This is a genomic window from Aquabacterium parvum (assembly GCF_001447195.1).
Lineage (GTDB): Bacteria > Pseudomonadota > Gammaproteobacteria > Burkholderiales > Burkholderiaceae_C > Aquabacterium > Aquabacterium parvum.
Genome location: NZ_LFRI01000144.1, coordinates 115,784 through 132,421, shown reverse-complemented (window position 1 = coordinate 132,421; position 16,638 = coordinate 115,784). Strand labels below are relative to the sequence as shown.

Below are 16,638 nucleotides of genomic sequence, written 5' to 3'. Positions count from 1 at the left end.
TGAACACGCTCGGTGGTGCCCCGCGCAGGGCCTGAGCAGGCACCCCTCGCCCCCTGAACGTTGCTCAACCGTGGCACACCACACCAAAACAGCCAACACCCAAAACACACACCGAGCCCTATTTCACAGTCACCCAAAGCGCCTCAGGGTCTGCCCCGTTGCCACCCCCACCGCAAATGCGACGATGACCACATCGGGAGCAAACCATGGCGATCTCGGTGTTCGACCTCTTCAAGGTGGGCATCGGCCCCTCCAGTTCCCACACCGTGGGACCGATGCGGGCCGCGCGCCTCTTCGCGCTCAGGCTGCAGCGCGAAGGCCTGCTGGCACGCGTGGCACATGTGCGCTGCGAGCTGCTCGGCTCCCTCGGCGCCACGGGCAAAGGTCACGGCAGCGACCGCGCCGTGCAACTCGGCCTGATGGGGCACGAGCCTGACTCGGTGCCCATTGACGCCATCCCTGGCTGGCTGCAAGCCGTGCGCGACACGCACCGCCTGTCGATGCTGAACGAACACGAAGTCAGCTTCGACCCGGACCATGACCTCGTGCTCGATGGCCGGCGCTCCCTGCCCTTCCACCCCAACGCGATGACGTTGATGGCTCTCGATGCCAAGGGCCAAGCGCTGCTCACCGAAACCTGGTACTCCGTCGGCGGCGGCTTCGTGGTCTCGCAGGACGTGGCCGAGCACCCCGCACGGCAAGCCGACATCGCCCCCGGCCCGGACGCACTGCCCCTGCCCTTTCACAGCGCGGGTGAGCTGCTGGCGCTGTGCACCCAGCATGGCCTGAGCATCGCCGACCTCATGCGCCGCAACGAGACCCACTGGCGCAGCGACCAGGCCACCCGCGAAGGCCTGCAAACCACCTGGCAGGCGATGCAAGCCTGCGTGCGCCGAGGCTGCGGCATCGACCAAACCCACCACCCCGAGCTGCCAGGGGGCTTCAAAGTGCGGCGGCGCGCACCGCAGGTTCACCAGCAGCTCACGGCCAACGCCAACCAGGCTGACCCGCTGCAGCAGATGGACTGGGTCACGCTCTGGGCCCTGGCCGTCAACGAAGAAAACGCATCGGGTGGCCGCGTGGTCACCGCCCCCACCAACGGCGCGGCCGGCATCGTGCCGGCGGTGCTGCACCACGCCATGCACCACTTGCCTGACGCCAGCGACCAACGCATGGAAGACTTCCTGCTCACCGCCGCCGCCATCGGCCTGCTGTGCAAGGAAAACGCGTCCATCTCGGGCGCCGAAGTCGGTTGCCAAGGCGAAGTGGGCGTGGCCTGCGCCATGGCCGCAGCCGGCCTGTGCGCCGTCATGGGTGGCACCCCCGCTCAGGTCGAGAACGCCGCCGAGATCGGCCTGGAGCACCACCTGGGCCTGACATGTGACCCCGTGGGCGGGCTGGTGCAGATCCCCTGCATCGAGCGCAACGCGGTGGGCGCGGTGCAGGCCTTGCACGCTGCCCGACTGGCCCTGCTGGGCGATGGGCAGCACCGTGTCAGCCTGGACCAGGCCATCCTGACCATGAAGCAGACCGGCGCGGACATGCAAAGCCGCTACAAAGAGACCTCGCTGGGGGGCCTGGCCGTCAACATCGTCGCCTGCTGACGACAAAGGCCCCATCTGTCGCAGCCGATGTCACACAGGCGGGGACGGCGCTCCTAGACTGACCCCATGCAAGACACGGATCACTTCGTCCCACGCGTTCCCGGCATCGACTACGGCGTGCTCGACACCCTGCTGGGCTATGCCGTTCGCCGGGCTCAGATCCGCCTCTACGAAGACTTCGTCACCTCGCTGGCGCCATGGGGCATCACACCGCCGCGCTTCTCGGCCATGGTCATCGTTTCGCGCAACCCGGGGCTCAAGCCGATCCAGCTGGCCAAGGTGCTGGGCATCGCGCGCTCAGGTGTCGTGATCCTGGTCGACGCGCTGGAAGAGCTGGGCTACATGCAGCGGCAAGCCGTGCCGGAAGACCGGCGCGCCTTCAGCCTGTCACTGACCCCGCGCGGGCAGGCCGCCCTGGTGGAGATCACCCAGGCGGTTCAGGCTCACGACGAGCGCATGGCGCGCATGTTCTCGGCCCAAGAACAGGCGCTCTTGCGTCAGCAACTGACCCAGCTGGCTGGCGGCACCGACTGACTCAGCCCCTGGCACCTGAGCCACCTGGGTCACCTAAGCCGCTTGGGCAGCTTGGGCAGCCTGTTCACCCCCGGCCCAGCTTCTCGCCACTTTTTCAGCGGCGCACGATGGCCACCACCGTGCGCCAGATCAGCCAAACGTCCAACCACAGCGAGGAGCGCTCCACGTAACGCGCCGCCAGCGCCAGCTTGTGCGGAAGCACCTCGTCGATGTAGGCGCGCTCAGGGTCCGTGGCACGGGCCAGCACCGCACTTTCGTCGCGGTACTCGATGGAAGCGATGTCGGTGATGCCAGGGCGCACCGACAACACCTTCTCGCGCAGATCGGCGGGGTAATGCGCCACGTAGCGCGGCACCTCGGGGCGTGGCCCCACCAGGCTCATGTCGCCCAGCCAGACGTCCAGCAACTGCGGCAGCTCGTCGAGCTTGGAGGCGCGCAGGAAGCCGCCCACGCGCGTGATGCGGCGGTCCGCCCCCACCGTGATCTGCAGGCCCTGGCCGGCTGGCTCGTGGCGCATGGTGCGGAACTTGTGGATGAGAAAGGGCTGCCCAAAGCGGCCCACGCGCTCCTGGCGGAACATCACCGGGCCCGGGGAGTCGAGCTTGACCAGCGCGGCGATCAGCAGCAGCAGCGGCGCCAGCAGCAGCAAGCCGATCGAGGACAGCAGCAGGTCGAAGAGGCGTTTGGCCATGGAGAACGAAGGCTCGAGGGCGGCGGCAGGCTCGGGTTCGGATCAAGCGTGGCCAAAAGCCTTGCGCACCGAAGCCACCACGCGGTCCACGTCGGCATCCGTCATGCGGGTGTACAGCGGCAGGCTGACCATGCGCTCGTACGCCAACTGGCTGTGCGGGAATTGCTCGGGCTGGAGGCCATAGCGGTCGCGCCAGTAGGGGTGCAGGTGCAGCGGGATGTAGTGCACGCTCACGCCGATGCCATCGGCAAAGAGCTGCTCGATGAGCTGGTCACGTGTGATGCCGGCGTCGTCCTTCAGGCGCACCACGTAGAGGTGCCACGAATGCCGGTCACCAGCATGCACGGGTCGTGGAGGCAGCACCAGCGGCAGGTCGGCCAACGCCGCGTCGAAGCGCTCCGCCAGGTGTTCGCGCTTGTGCTGGAAGCCCTCGATGCGCTGCAGTTGGTGCAGGCCCAATGCCGCGGCGATGTCGGTCAGGTTGTACTTGAAGCCAGGCGCCACGATCTCGTAGTACCAGCTCGGCACCTTGGCCGTGAAGCGATCGAAAGCATCGCGGTTGATGCCATGCAGGCGCATCACCTTGGCACGCGCGGCCAGCTCGGCGTTGCGCGTGACCAGCATGCCGCCTTCGCCGGTGGTCATGGTCTTGTTGGCGTAGAAGCTGAAGACGATGGCGTCGCTGTCGTGCAAGCCGATCAGCTTGCCGCGCCAGGTGGTGGGCAGCGCATGGGCCGCGTCTTCGACCACCTTCACACCATGCTTTCGCGCGATGGCCTGCACCGCGTCCATGTCCACCGCCAGGCCGGCATAGTGCACCGGCATGATGGCCTTCGTTTTCGGCGTGATGGCCGCTTCGAGCTGGGCCAGGTCGATGTTGAGCGTGGCCGGGTCGATGTCCACCAGCTTGACGTCGGCGCCCAGGTAGCGCACGACTTCGGCCGTGGCCGTGAAGGTGTGCGTGGTGGTGATGACCTCGTCGCCCGGACCGATGCCCAGCGCTTCGAGCGCCAGGTGCAGGCCGGCGGTGGCCGAGTTCACGGCGATGCAATGCAGCCCGGGCTCACCCAGGAAGGCCCCGAACGCCTCTTCGAACTTGCGCGCCTTGGGGCCGGTGGTGACCCAGCCCGAGCGCAGCGTGTCGACGACCTCGGCGATTTCTTCTTCGCCGATTTCAGGCAGGGCGAAGGGCAGGAAGGCGGGCTTGTTGTCGGTGCTCATGGGCAGGTCAGGGGGCGAAGGGGGTGCAGAAAAGGCGGCGGCGAAAGAGGCTGAATGGACGGCAAAGGGGCCTCGGCCACTCACCTTGTCAGGCGGCCGAACGCCGGGTCGGGCTTGCCGCGCAGCAAGGCATCGAGCCACCCGCTGAGCGAGCCCAGTCCGTACCCGAAATGGTAGGCCGCGATCACATCGGGCAGGTGCCAGAACAGCTCGCGCCCGGCTTCACCGGCGATGCGCCAGCTCACGGCCAGCACGGCCGAGCCATAGAGCAGCGTCAGCCCCAGCAGGCCGGCGGTGCCAACGGTCGACACCCACAGCGCCCCCAGGCGGTAATTCTGGCCAGGCTCGATCAACAGGGCCACGGCCGATCCCGCGATCATCAGCAGCACACACAGCAGCAACGCGGCCACGAACAGGCCAGGGATGAGGTGACGCAGCGCGGCGGCCTGGCCATGCTTCTTCATCACGAAGGGCTTCCAGTAGCCGTACTGGCGGTACTGCCGAAAGACATCGCCCTTGCTGCTGCGCGGGAAGTAGACCGAACGGATCGACGACGACTGCCAGATGCGCCCACCACCTCGGTGGATGCGCAGGTTGTGTTCATCGTCCTGGTTGCGCACCAGGTTCTCGTCGAAACCACCGAAGCGCTCGAAGGTGCTGCGCGGCCAGGCACCCAGGTAAACGGTGTCGGCCTCGCCGTTGTGGGCCAGGTCACGAGACAAGGCCCCGCCTGCCACCCACTTCGACTGGAAGGCCGCCGCAACGGCACGCTGCACACGCGCCTGGGGGCCATCGCCACCTTGCGCCCGCCAGGGGCCGCCCACGTTGTCGGCGCCGGTGGCCTGCCAGGTGGCCAGGCACTGCGCGATGTAGTCCTCGGCGTAAACCGTGTGCACATCCAGGCGCACGATGAACTCGCCCGTGGCGCGCTCGATGCAGCGGTTCAAACCGGTCGAGACGATGCGCCCAGGGTTGTCGATCATCGAAAAGTGCATGGCCTTTTCGCCCTGGTGCTCGCCCCGGCCCGCGTGCTGACCTGCGTTGATGGCCTCGCAAAAGGCGCTCAAGCGCTCGCGCGTGCCGTCGTTGCTCATGCCGTCGGCGATCCACACTTCCAGCGTCCAGCCTTCAGGCAGGCGCTGCGCGGCCACGCTCTGGCAAAAGGGCACGATGTGCTCGACCTCGTTGCGGCAGGGCACGATGACGGACACGCGCCGAGGCGCAGCAGGCTGAGCGAAACTGACGGTGCTCATGCCCGACCTCAACCGCTGACCGCGCGCTTGCGCTGCATGCGCAGGTCGCAAGGCTGCAGCAGCTTCTGGTAGTGGCGCCACATGGCGTCCATCTGCCCGCGCCTGGACGCATCTCGCTCGATGCGATCGCGGTTGTGCGGGCCCATCTGCGCCGTCTGCTCGGGGTGGTCGTGCAGCCTCAGCAAGGCTTGCGTGAGCGCCTCGGCGTCGCGCACAGGCACGATGCAGCCGCCTCGCTCGTCGATCCACTGGCGGTTGGCTGGCAGGTCGGACGCCACGATCGGCAGCCCGCAGGCCATCGACTCGAGCACCGACACCGAGGTCGCGTCCGAGGTGGGCACCGACACCGACACGCGGCTTTGCTGGATGGCCTCGACCATGGCGCGGTCACCCACGCGGCCATGGAACACCACCTGGTCGACCAGGCCCAGGTGCTTGACCTGCTGCTCGATGTCGCCCTGCAGGCTGCCGCCGCCCAGCAGGTGCAGGCGCGCGGCGGAATCGGGCCGCTCGGCCACGAAGCGCGCGAAGGCGTTGACGATCACGTCGATGTTGTAGTTCGGCTCCCAGCTGCGCAGGCTGACGATGTCGAAGCTCGCGGGCTTGCCGGCGGAGTCCAGCGGCGTGAACAGGTCGGTGTCCGCGCCCCACAGGATCTGGTGGCAAGGCGCCGAGGGGTGGTACTGCGCGATCTCGTCGATCATGTCCATCGAGTCGGCCGTGATCAGGTCGGCGCGGCGCAGCGACCAGGCCACGACCAGTCGCATCAGCCGGCTTTCGCGCGGCGTGACCAGGATGTCGCTGCCCCAGGCGGTGAGCACCTTTGGCAAGGCCAGACCGCAGGCCGCCGCCCACAGGCCGTACGACGTCACGTAGTGGCCGTGCACCAGGGTTGGCTGAAAGCGCGCCATGACCTCGCGGGCCACGCGGCGCACCTCGGGCAAGGCAGCGAACCAGCCCAGCTTGTCGCTGCCCGGTCGGATGGCGATGACCTCTTTCGCGCCCGGCACCTCGGCCGGCTGGCGGGTGATGACCACGGCTTCGCCGCCCCGGTCGGCCACGGCCTGAACCCAGCGGCGCGTGTGCACGCTGGCCGCGTCGGCGAAGAAGAGGATGCGGGTCGGGCAGTTGTTCATGCGGAGACGGAACGGTTCTCGTCGCCCGGCGCCACCTGGCCGTCGAGCGCGCGGCGCAGGTGATCCTTGCCGGCCCACTGGGCGTAGATGGCGTGCAGCTCGGGGTGACGCTGCAGCAGGGCACGATCGAGCTCCCGGCTGTCACCCAGCACCACCGCCGGCTTGCCGTGGGCCTCGGGGCCCACGATGGCGAAATCGGGCACCACGCCGGAGACGAAGCTGTAGGCCTGCACGATCACGCCCTTGCCGATCTGGGCACCGGGCGCGACCACGCTGTGCGGGCCGATGAAGCTGTAGGCCCCGATGCGCGTGGCCTTGCGGATGTAGCCCACCGGCTGCGGCTCACCCAGGTAGCGCCGCCCCATGACCCGCACCGAGCGGTGGCTGGAGTGGCTGAGGATGGACACGTAATTGGTGACCTGCACACCTTCTTCGATGAGCAGGCCGTTGGAGCCATCGAGCCGGTTGAAGTGGCCCACGAACACGTGGTCTTGCAACACCAGCCCTTCGAGGCCTTCCAGGCAGGTGTGGGTGCTCACACGGGTGCTGGCGCACCAGCTGCCATCGGGGTTGCCCCAGCCGTACACCATGCGCGGCCCGGTGAACGCCGCAGCGGCGCGCACCAGGGGGCGTTTGAGTTTCTGGATCAGGGCAGACATGGCCCCGCATTGTCCCCGATTCCACGAGGGGCGCTTAGACTCGCGCCCACCACCTTGACACCATGCAGCGCCCACCCCCACTCCAGTTGCTCCCGGCCTTCGAAGCCGCGTCCCGCCTGCTGAGTTTCAGCAAGGCCGCCGCCGAGCTGCACGTCACCACCGCCGCCGTCAGCCAGCAGATCCGACAGCTGGAATCGCACCTGGGCCTGCCGCTGTTCCTTCGCCTGACCCGCCGGGTGGAGCTGACCGACGCCGGACGGCAGTTCGCCGAGCTGGTCTCGCGCATGCTGCAGCAGTACCGGCAAGGGCACGCCGACCTCCTGCACCACCACACGCGCCCTGTGCTGCGCCTGAGCATGACCCCGCTGGTGGCGCAGGAGCTGCTGATCCCCAGGCTGGCGGCGTTCCAGGCCCAGCACCCCGACGTCAGCATCCGCCTGGATGCGCGCATGGACTTCGTCGATTTCGAGCGTGAGCCCATCGACGCCGCCATCCGCGTCGGCAAAGGGCCCTGGCCAGGTCTGCAAGCGCAGCCGCTGTGCCGCTGCGTGGCCGCCATCGTGGCCTCGCCACAGTTGCTGGCCCGCCAGCCCGTTCACGGCATCGACGACCTCGCCCGCCACACCCTGATCCACCCCCGCGAAGCCCCCCTGGACTGGCGCGCTGCCGCCCACTTCCTGGGCCGCGACGAGCTGCCCCGGCGGGCCGACCTGGTGCTGGACTCCGACCTGTCAGCGCTCAAGGCGGCCGAACAAGGCCTGGGACTGGCGCTGTGCCTGCTGCCTGCGTCCGCGAAAGTGCAGGCCCGCCTGATCCAGCCAGACAAGCTGGTGTGCGTGGTGCCGCCTGTTGCATTGCCTGATCCAGCCTGGTTCGTCTCACGTGTCCATGGCGGCAAGGAAGCGCTGTTGGCACAGGCCTTTGACTGGATCCGCGCCGAGGTGGGTGACGACGGTTAAGTCCCACTTAACCGTCCAGCAGGAATCATCGTTTGTCAGCGGGGGCCACGACTGAGACAGTCCGCCCGACATCCTCCCGGCCTCGTGCCCCTGCTGACCATGGCTTCCGACACCTTGCAGACTCCTCGCGCCCGACCGGGCACCGGCCCCTGGGCCACGGCCTACATCCTGCTGATCGCGCTGACCATGGCGCTGACCGGGTGGATCGCCCTCAACGAAGGCTGGCACCGCTACCTGCCGACCTTGCAGGCCGACCCCAGTCGCGCGTACACGACCGAGCAACTCGAGGACCTGCGCGAGAGCGGTGACCCCTCGCAGGTCAAGGCGTTCAGCCCGGAGCTGGCTGGCCTGACGGCGGCCACCGACGAGCGCCGATTCCTGGATTCGAAGCTGCCCGAGCACGGGCTCTACCTGGGGCAGATGCCCCAAATCAACCAGCTGCTGCTGACCAGCCACATCTTCCTGGGTGTGTTCTGCATGCTCTTTGGTGGCCTGCAGTTCTGGCCCTGGCTGCGGCGCGAGCACATGAAGGTGCACCGGCTCATCGGGGGCCTGTACGTGCTGACCGCGCCGGTGTCGGTGCTGCTGTCGCTGATCTACCTGGGCCTGACGCCACCCCAGCACCTCTACACCCACCTCACCGGCTTTGTCGCGCTGTGGATCTTCGGCTTCGGCGCCATCGCGTCCATCGCACTGGCCATCCGAGCGCTGCGTCAACGTCGCATCCACGAGCACATGGGCTGGATGGCCCTGTCCTTCGCCTGCCTGCTGGTGGCGCCCATGCTGCGCCTGAACTGGGTGTTCACCGCCTGGGCCTGGCCGCACATCGACCAGGAAACGCTGAACCTGGTGACGCTGGGCTTCATGCTGCCGCAGTGCCTGCTGATCGGCCTGGGCCTGATCTGGGCCAACCGACAAGCCCAGGTGCGCCGCCGCGCCGCGTCGCCCATGGCCGAAGCAGCTGCACGCCTGTTCCTGCTCGCCACGCCCTTGTGGTGGGCGCTGGCCGCAGCCGCCACGGCGGTCGTGACCCTGGCCTGGGGCGGCGGCTTCGAGCAGATTGGTCTGGCCAGCCTGCCTGGGGCCAGCGGCCTGATGACGCCTGCGCTGGTGGCCCGCGAAGCACTCGCCTGGTCGGCCACACCGGGCCTGGGGGCCGCATTCGCCATCGCCCTGGGGGCGGCCTTGCTGACGGGTCTGGGTCAATTGATCAGCGGACTCCGAACCACGTCGGTGAACGCGGCCTCAGGCTGGAGCCTGGGCACGGCCACGGTGGTGGCGGGCTCCCTGCTGGCCGCCGGCATCTGCCTGGTGGTGGGCTGGCGAATCGGCCTGGCACCCGACAAGGCCTGGTTCACCGGTGGCACCTTCTACGCGGTCGAGGGCAGCTTGCTGCTGGGCCTGGCCCTGGTGCACGCCATGCGCGTGTCGGCCGGCTCGGTGGGCCCGCAACGCGAAAGCCTGGTCCTGCTGATGAGCCTGCTGCCTGCACCCGCGCTGGCCGCCTTCAACCTGTGGGCGCTGAGCTCGGTGAGCTGGCCCACCGGCTACGTCGAAGGCGGTCACGTGCACCTGCTGGCGACCGCAGGTGGATCGGGCCTGCTCTTTGTGGCGATGCTGCACGCGGTGCTCGGTCAAGCCACCCGGGAGCACGCATGAGCCAGCATCACACCACCACGGTGACCACGCTCGCCGGCGTCGCGCTGGCGGTGCACACCTGGGGCCAGCGGCCCAGCGCCGCCGCCCCGCGAGAAACCATCGTGCTGCTGCACGGCTTCCCGGACCGCGCCCTGCTGTGGGAAGGCGTGGCGCAGCGCCTGTCAAAAGACCACTTCGTGATCGCCTACGACATGCGCGGCTGCGGGCACTCGACGCCCTTGCAAGGGACACAGCACTATCGCTATGGCCCACTCATCGACGACCTGTTTGCCGTCATCGACCAGCTCAGCCCGGGACAGAAGGTTCACCTCGCGGGCCACGACTGGGGCGGGCTGTGCGGTTGGGACGCGCTGTTCGATGCGCGCAGCGCCACCCGCATCGCCAGCTTCACGACGATGGCCCCCAGCCTCAACCAGGTTGGGCACTGGGTGCGGCAACGCCTGTCTCGGCCCACCCCCAGCCGGCTCGCACAGGTGCTCCACCAGATGCTGGTGAGCAACGGCCTGATGGGCTTTTTTGCCATGCCGGTGCTGCCCACGCTGATGTGGCGCTCCGGGCTGGGCCTGTGGACCTTCCGGCAGATGGTCGCGAGGCTGGAAGGCGTTCGGCTGCCGGTGCACCCCGGTGTCGAGGGCGATGCCGTGCGCTACCTGGGCATCTACCGGGCCAACCTGTTCCAGCAGGTGCTGCGGCCACAACCCGTGCAGCGCACGCCGATACCGGTTCACACCCTGATCGCCACGCGCGACCCTTTCCTGCCCCCGAGGGTGTTCGAGGGCTGTGCCGATTGGAGCCAGCAGCCCAGCCGCAGCGAGGTCGACGCGACGCACTGGGCGCCCTTGAGTCGGCCTGAGGAGGTCGCGCAGGTGGTGGCAGACATGGCGCAACGGCACCGACAGACCGCTCCCCTCCAGACCGCCGCCTGCGGTTGATCTGTGTGAGGCAAGCACACCCAACGCAGCGCTTGCACGCTGGGGCCGCCACTCAGGCAGCTGTGTTGCGGGCCCACATTGCTCGCAGCGGCAGGCCGGCCTGCTTCAGGAACACGGTGTAGGCCACGCCGATGGCCCCGATGTAGCCCAGGCTGGACGCCGCCGCCGCACCGATCGCCCCCCACATGGGCACCCACCACAGGCCCAGGCCCACGCTGAGCAGCAAGGACAGCGCAGCGATCATCCCCGACAGGTGAGGCCGCCCCAGGTGGTTGGTGTAGAAGGCCGACAAGCTCGAGGCCGCTGCGTAGGCCGCCACCCCCGGCAACAGCGCGAACAGGGGCCACAGCGACGCCCGGTAAGGCTCACCCAAGGCCCATGGCACCGCCCACCAGGCCCCCAGCAGCAGCACTGGTGCTGCTGCCAGGGTGGCCAGCACATTGATGCGCACCGCCTGCACCGTGGTGGCCGCAGCGACCGCGCGCTCGGGGTGTCCGATGCGCGCATACAGCGACACCGTCACCGACGAGGACAACAACCACAGCAACTCCGCCACCGTCACGGCCACCGAGTAGGTGCCCACGGCTTCCAGGCCATGGAAACGCTCCACCAGGAACAAGGACGCGCGGTAATTCAACAGGCTGATGACGTTGGTGACCCCGATGGTCGCGACAAAGCGCCACTCCTCACGCCAACTCGGCGATGCCTGCCAACGCCCCTGCCAGGCATCGTCGCGCTGGCTGGCGTGGCGCAAAGCGGCCAGGGCCGTCAGCAGGGCGACGACGGCCTTGCCGCTGACCCACGCAATCAACACCATCACCACCACCGGGGCCCGACCCACGTAGTCGGTGGTCAACCAACCTGCGCCCAGCAATCCAGCCAGCACGAGCGCCGGGGCCGCCACCTGCGCGAGGTTGATGGGCCACATGCGCCCCTCCCCCAACCAAAGCCCGGTGGCCGTCGGCACCAGCAGCAAAAAGGGCGCACCCAAGGCGAGCAGCCACAACTGCGAATAAGGCAGCGTCTGCGCATGCCACGACGCGGCCAGCAGCCCCACAGCCGCCAACACACCCAACAACACCGCCGCCCGCAACACACCGAGCAACATGGGCAGGGCCGGCCACGCCTGACCCGCCACCTGCCGAGACACCTGCCGAGCCAGCCACAGGCCGAGCCCGGAGAACAGCGTCAGCAAGGCCGATTCGACCGCCACGAACAAGGCGAACGCGCCCTGCACTTTCGGCCCCATGCGCGCCACCATCACGGTGATGGCCAGACCCAATCCGACGATGGCCAGCTTGGCGACGAGGTTGCCCAGCGCCGCCCGGGGCACCGCCGCCACCTGGGACTGCACCCAACCCCTGAGGGCAGCCGAACGCGAGTCGGCAACAGGGGGGCGAGAAGGAGGCGAAGTCGGCATGGCCGGGATTGTCGCGCACACGGCAACCCGGCCACCCGCCGCATGCTCAACATCGCCTTCACGGTGCTCAAGCAATGATCGTTCGTCAGGCGGGGTCCGGCTCACTACAGTTCGCCCATGAGCCCAGCCCACCCCCTTGACTCGCCCAGGCCCTGCGCCATCGTCATCGTCATCGTCATCGCCGGCATCGGCGGCATCGCCGGCATCGGCGGCGCCACCGCCTTGCACTGCGCCCAACAAGGCCTGCCCGTCTTCCTGGTGGGTCGAACCCCCACCAAGCTGGAGGCGCTGGCCGAAGCCATCCGGCAAGCCGGTGGGGTCGCACACGTGCACGCTTGCGACCTCGCCGAGCCGCACGCCATCGATGCGCTGTTCGCAGCCATCGACGCCTCCGGACACGTGCCCGAGTTCGTGGCCTTCAACGCCGCTTACCTCAACATGCCGCGCCTCCTTCTGAGCACCTCGACGCGCTTTTTCGAAGGCAATTGGCGCGTGACAGCGCTGGCCGGCATCTTGTGCGCCCAGGCCGCCGGCCAACGCATGGTGCGCAGGGGTCGGGGCAGCATCCTGGTGACCGGGGCCTCCGCCTCCATGCGGGGCAAACCGCTGTTTGCCGCCTTCGCCTCTGCCAAGGCCTCGCTCAGGGCCTTCACCGCCTGCCTGGCACACGAGCTCGCACCTCAGGGTGTGCACGTGGCGCACGTCGTCATCGACGGCGTGGTCAAGGGCGATCGGGCACGGCAAGCCTTCTTCGGCCTCGGTGCCCTGCTCAGCTGGTTGCTCAAGCGCGATGGGCGCCTGGCACCTCAAGAAGTGGCCCGCAGCTACTGGGCCCTCCACCAACAGCCCCCGGGGGCCTGGACCCATGAAATCGACCTGCGCCCCCATCAGGAGCCGTTCTGACCATGCCGAGCCCACCCCACACCGCACCCGCTGATGCCCCTGCCCACGGCCGCGTCTGCCTGTTCGCCCCACCTGGCGCCCTGGCCCTGGCCGACTTGCTGCGAGACCAAGCCCAGGCCCGAGGCATGGCCTTCGAACACCACGACGCACACGTGCCCGACCCCGATGCCCTGCTCGCCACGCGCCGCCCACCCGGGCGACCGCTCAGCCTCGTGGTCTTCGCAGGCGACCCCGCGCCAGGCGGATCCGCGCTGCACACCCCGGCCTCGGCCTGGCAGGCCGCTTGGGCCAGCCATTGCCTGGCCGGCCTGCGTGTCGGGCAAGCGGCGATCCGTGCGATGCGCCCCCAGCGACACGGCACGCTGATCTACCTCGGGCACCACGCTGGCGTCACCGACGCGCAGGCCGTGCGACGCCTTGACCCCAGCGCCTTCAGCGCCAGCCAGGCGGTGGCCAGCGCGGGCCTGCGCGCGCTCAGCCAGTCCATGGCCCGCGCCTTCGGGCCGCAGCGTGTGCATGTGGCGCACGTGGTGATGGATTCCCCACTCGCCGGCGACACCCACCCAGATGCCATCGCCCAGGCATGCTGGCTGCTGCACGACCAGGGCCCCTCGGCCTGGACCCACGAAATGGACCTGCGCACAGGTTGCGCGTCGGCGTGATCAGCCCTGCCGCGCGAGCACCAGCCGGGCCCCGCCCCGAGGGGACGGCAAGTTCGTACAATAGCGGGTTCGGGGCGCGAGACCGGTGACACCGGTTTTCGGCAGCGCCCCCCACCCGAGCCAGCACATGACCACGCCCCAACACCCCGCCCAAGCCGGCGCCAACCCCGACGCCGTTTCCACCGAGCCTCAGGTCGACACCAACAAACTGGTGGCCGAGCGCCGCGAGAAACTGGCCGCCATCCGGGCCCAGGGCGTGGCTTTCCCCAACGACTTCAAGCCCGCCGACCGCGCTGCAGCCCTGCACGCCGCCCACGACGGCACCGAGCCCGAGGCCCTCGAAGCCCAGGCGGTCAAGGCCATCGTCGGTGGTCGCCTGATGCTCAAGCGCGTCATGGGCAAGGCCTGCTTTGGCACCCTGCAGGACGCCACCGGCCGCATCCAGGTCTACGTCACGCTCGACAACGTCGGCGCTGAAACCCTGAACGCCTTCAAGCACTGGGACCTGGGCGACATCCTGGGCGCCGAAGGCACGCTGTTCAAGACCAAGACGGGCGAGCTCTCCATCAAGGTCACCGGCATCCGCCTGCTGACCAAGGCCCTGCGCCCGTTGCCCGACAAGTTCCACGGCATGACCGACCAGGAGCAGAAGTACCGCCAGCGCTACGTCGACCTGATCGTCGACGAGCACTCGCGCTCGCGCTTCATCGCCCGCAGCAAGGCCATCGCCTCCATCCGCGCCTTCATGGTCGACAACGGCTTCCTGGAAGTCGAAACGCCCATGATGCACCCCATCCCTGGCGGCGCCAACGCCAAGCCCTTCACCACCCACCACAACGCGCTCGACCAGGAGATGTTCCTGCGCATCGCGCCTGAGCTCTACCTCAAGCGCCTGGTGGTCGGCGGCTTCGAGCGCGTGTTCGAAATCAACCGCAACTTCCGCAACGAGGGCGTGTCAGTCAGGCACAACCCCGAGTTCACGATGATGGAGTTCTACGCGGCCTGGTGGAACCACCGCGACCTGATGGACTTCACCGAGAGCATCCTGCGCCACGCGGCGATGGCCGCCGTCGGCACGGCCAAGCTCACTTACGGCGGCAAGGACGTCGATCTCGAATCTCCCTTCGAGCGCCTGACGGTGCGCGACTCGCTGGTCAAGCACGCCGGCCTGACACCGGCCGAGGCCGATGACGCCGCCGTGCTGCACGCCAAGCTCAAGCAACTGGGCGAAGAGCCGCCAGCCCGCTGGAGCCTGGCCGAGCTGCAATTCGGCCTGTTCGAAGCGGCGGTGGAAGAAAAGCTCTGGCAGCCGACCTTCATCATCGACTACCCCGTTGAAGTCAGCCCGCTGGCGCGCGCCTCCGACGCCAACCCCGGCATCACCGAGCGCTTCGAGCTGTTCATCACCGGCCGCGAGTACGGCAATGGCTTTTCCGAGCTGAACGACCCCGAAGAGCAGGCCGCCCGCTTCGCCGCGCAAGCCAGTGCCAAGGACGCCGGCGACGAAGAAGCCATGTACTTCGACGCCGACTACATCCGCGCGCTCGAGTACGGCCTGCCCCCGACCGGCGGCTGCGGCATCGGCATCGACCGCCTGATGATGCTGCTGACCGACGCGCCCAACATCCGCGACGTCATCCTGTTCCCGGCCCTGCGCCGCGAATGAGCGAGCAGCACCCGGCCTGGGTGATCGGGCCCTGCTTGCTGGCCTGGCTCAGCATCTGGGTCCTGGGCAAGTTGTGGCGCACGCCTGAACCCGCCCAGCCAGGCCGAAACGCCAGCATCGACGGGCTTCGGGGCCACCTGGCCTTGGCGGTGTTCCTGCACCACGGCGTCATCTGGCACGGCTACCTGAGAACCGGGCGATGGGAGGCCCCGTCCACCAACCTGTTCAACCAGTTGGGGCAGGCCAGCGTGTCGCTGTTCTTCATGATCACCGCCTTCCTCTTCGTCGGGAAGTTGCTCGACAAGCGAGGCCAAGCGATCGACTGGACACGGCTTTATGTCTCTCGTGTGATGAGGCTGACGCCGCTCTACCTGATCGCAGTGCTTGGGGTGGTGACCCTGTGCGGCGCGCTCACCGACTGGACCTTGCAAACCAGCCCGCAGGCGCTCGCTCGGGCTTTGCTGCACTGGTTGTTCTTCACCATCGGCGGTGCAGCCGATCTCAACGGCGTCGAACAAACCAACCTGATGACCTCGGGTGTGACATGGTCGCTGCCGCTGGAGTGGATGTTCTACCTGCTGCTGCCCACCCTGGCCTTGCTGCTCAGGCGTGACGCCCGCTGGTGGATGGCGGCAGCGACATTCCTGGCTGCGTGGGCCATCTGGGCCCACCACAAGGACGCGTGGATGCTCCGGGCGTTCGCCATCGGGGGCCTGTCGGCCTGGGTCAGCCAGCAAGCCTGGGTCCAACAACTGGCCCGCAGTCGCATGGGGTCGGTGGGCGCGGGGGTTGCGCTGGCCGTGGCATTGCTTGCCACGCACCAGGTCCGCGAGTGGCGGCCGATGTTGGCGCTCGCCATCGCCTTCACGCTGGTCGCTGCTGGCAACACGCTGTTCGGCGCCCTGGTTTCGCGCACCTCGCGCGCACTCGGGGACCTGGCCTACGGCATCTACCTGCTGCACGGCCTGATCTTGTGGGGCTCGGTGCATTTCCTGATCGGATCGGATCAGGCCGCAACGCTCACGGTCGCCCAACACTGGGGGTGGCTCACGGCCTTGACCCCCGTGCTCATCGCCCTGGCATGGGCGGCCTTTCACCTGGTCGAGCACCCCTGCATGGGGATGACGAACGCCGTCACCCACCACGTCAAGGCTCGATTGGCAGGCTGGCGCTTGATCGCGCGCCGACGCTGAGCCCACTCGCGAGCAAATCAGGCCTTGTCGGGGCCTTGTCCTACACGGCAACACGCGCCAGTCCGACAAGTTGCCGACGGCAGCGCAAGCACCATTTCTCCACCGGGGCAGCCAGCCCCTTCACGCAAGCCCCACAGGGCATCAAG

15 protein-coding genes are annotated in these 16,638 nt (G+C 68.3%); 9 read left to right on the top strand and 6 right to left on the bottom strand.

Annotated features, from left to right (window positions below):
- Positions 1-206 precede the first annotated feature (206 nt).
- Positions 207-1,604, top strand: coding sequence for an L-serine ammonia-lyase (locus ABG80_RS05235; protein WP_058086700.1), 1,398 nt, complete (start codon positions 207-209; stop codon positions 1,602-1,604).
- Positions 1,605-1,670: 66 nt separating this feature from the next.
- A complete protein-coding gene (locus ABG80_RS05230; protein WP_058086699.1) occupies positions 1,671-2,138 on the top strand; it encodes a MarR family winged helix-turn-helix transcriptional regulator in 468 nt (155 codons plus the stop codon).
- A gap of 94 nt (positions 2,139-2,232) precedes the next feature.
- Here ABG80_RS05230 and ABG80_RS05225 read toward each other — a convergent pair whose 3' ends face one another.
- The 5 genes from ABG80_RS05225 to ABG80_RS05205 all read right to left on the bottom strand — a co-directional run bounded on the left by ABG80_RS05225 (position 2,233) and on the right by ABG80_RS05205 (position 7,098).
- Positions 2,233-2,829, bottom strand: a complete 597-nt coding sequence (locus ABG80_RS05225) for a sugar transferase (protein ID WP_058086698.1) — start codon at positions 2,827-2,829, stop codon at positions 2,233-2,235.
- Between the two features lie 42 nt (positions 2,830-2,871).
- Positions 2,872-4,050 carry a DegT/DnrJ/EryC1/StrS family aminotransferase gene (locus ABG80_RS05220; RefSeq protein ID WP_058086697.1) on the bottom strand — a complete coding sequence of 393 codons (1,179 nt, stop codon included), beginning with the start codon at positions 4,048-4,050 and terminating at the stop codon, positions 2,872-2,874.
- Between the two features lie 80 nt (positions 4,051-4,130).
- Positions 4,131-5,303 carry a glycosyltransferase family 2 protein gene (locus tag ABG80_RS05215; protein ID WP_058086696.1) on the bottom strand — a complete coding sequence of 391 codons (1,173 nt, stop codon included), beginning with the start codon at positions 5,301-5,303 and terminating at the stop codon, positions 4,131-4,133.
- A gap of 8 nt (positions 5,304-5,311) precedes the next feature.
- Positions 5,312-6,439 carry a glycosyltransferase gene (locus tag ABG80_RS05210; protein ID WP_058086695.1) on the bottom strand — a complete coding sequence of 376 codons (1,128 nt, stop codon included), beginning with the start codon at positions 6,437-6,439 and terminating at the stop codon, positions 5,312-5,314.
- Positions 6,436-7,098 (bottom strand): acyltransferase, encoded by a 663-nt coding sequence (locus ABG80_RS05205; RefSeq protein ID WP_058086694.1) that lies wholly within the window; start codon positions 7,096-7,098, stop codon positions 6,436-6,438. Before ABG80_RS05205 ends, ABG80_RS05210 begins: the two co-directional genes overlap by 4 nt.
- Positions 7,099-7,160: 62 nt before the next feature.
- On the opposite strand from ABG80_RS05205, the gene ABG80_RS05200 reads away from it, so the two are divergent.
- The 3 genes from ABG80_RS05200 (at position 7,161) to ABG80_RS05190 (ending at position 10,648) form a co-directional block, all read left to right on the top strand.
- Positions 7,161-8,057, top strand: coding sequence for a LysR substrate-binding domain-containing protein (locus ABG80_RS05200; RefSeq protein WP_058086693.1), 897 nt, complete (start codon positions 7,161-7,163; stop codon positions 8,055-8,057).
- 99 nt (positions 8,058-8,156) lie between these two features.
- Positions 8,157-9,716: a DUF2306 domain-containing protein gene (locus tag ABG80_RS05195; protein ID WP_160322444.1), complete on the top strand. Its 1,560-nt coding sequence runs from the start codon at positions 8,157-8,159 to the stop codon at positions 9,714-9,716.
- Complete coding sequence (locus ABG80_RS05190; protein ID WP_058086691.1) at positions 9,713-10,648, top strand: alpha/beta fold hydrolase; 936 nt, start codon at positions 9,713-9,715, stop codon at positions 10,646-10,648. The genes ABG80_RS05195 and ABG80_RS05190 overlap by 4 nt, the downstream gene beginning before the upstream one ends.
- A 52-nt stretch (positions 10,649-10,700) precedes the next feature.
- On the opposite strand, the gene ABG80_RS05185 is transcribed toward ABG80_RS05190, so the two are convergent.
- A complete protein-coding gene (locus ABG80_RS05185) occupies positions 10,701-12,068 on the bottom strand; it encodes a lipopolysaccharide biosynthesis protein (RefSeq protein ID WP_152987469.1) in 1,368 nt (455 codons plus the stop codon).
- A 117-nt stretch (positions 12,069-12,185) separates the two neighbouring features.
- On the opposite strand from ABG80_RS05185, the gene ABG80_RS05180 reads away from it, so the two are divergent.
- The 4 genes from ABG80_RS05180 to ABG80_RS05165 all read left to right on the top strand — a co-directional run bounded on the left by ABG80_RS05180 (position 12,186) and on the right by ABG80_RS05165 (position 16,492).
- Positions 12,186-12,971, top strand: a complete 786-nt coding sequence (locus ABG80_RS05180; protein WP_058086689.1) for an SDR family NAD(P)-dependent oxidoreductase — start codon at positions 12,186-12,188, stop codon at positions 12,969-12,971.
- 2 nt (positions 12,972-12,973) lie between these two features.
- Positions 12,974-13,633: a Rossmann-fold NAD(P)-binding domain-containing protein gene (locus ABG80_RS05175; protein ID WP_058086688.1), complete on the top strand. Its 660-nt coding sequence runs from the start codon at positions 12,974-12,976 to the stop codon at positions 13,631-13,633.
- A gap of 127 nt (positions 13,634-13,760) precedes the next feature.
- Complete coding sequence (lysS, locus tag ABG80_RS05170; protein WP_058086687.1) at positions 13,761-15,299, top strand: lysine--tRNA ligase; 1,539 nt, start codon at positions 13,761-13,763, stop codon at positions 15,297-15,299.
- A complete protein-coding gene (locus ABG80_RS05165; protein ID WP_058086686.1) occupies positions 15,296-16,492 on the top strand; it encodes an acyltransferase family protein in 1,197 nt (398 codons plus the stop codon). Before lysS ends, ABG80_RS05165 begins: the two co-directional genes overlap by 4 nt.
- The last annotated feature ends 146 nt before the right edge of the window (positions 16,493-16,638 follow it).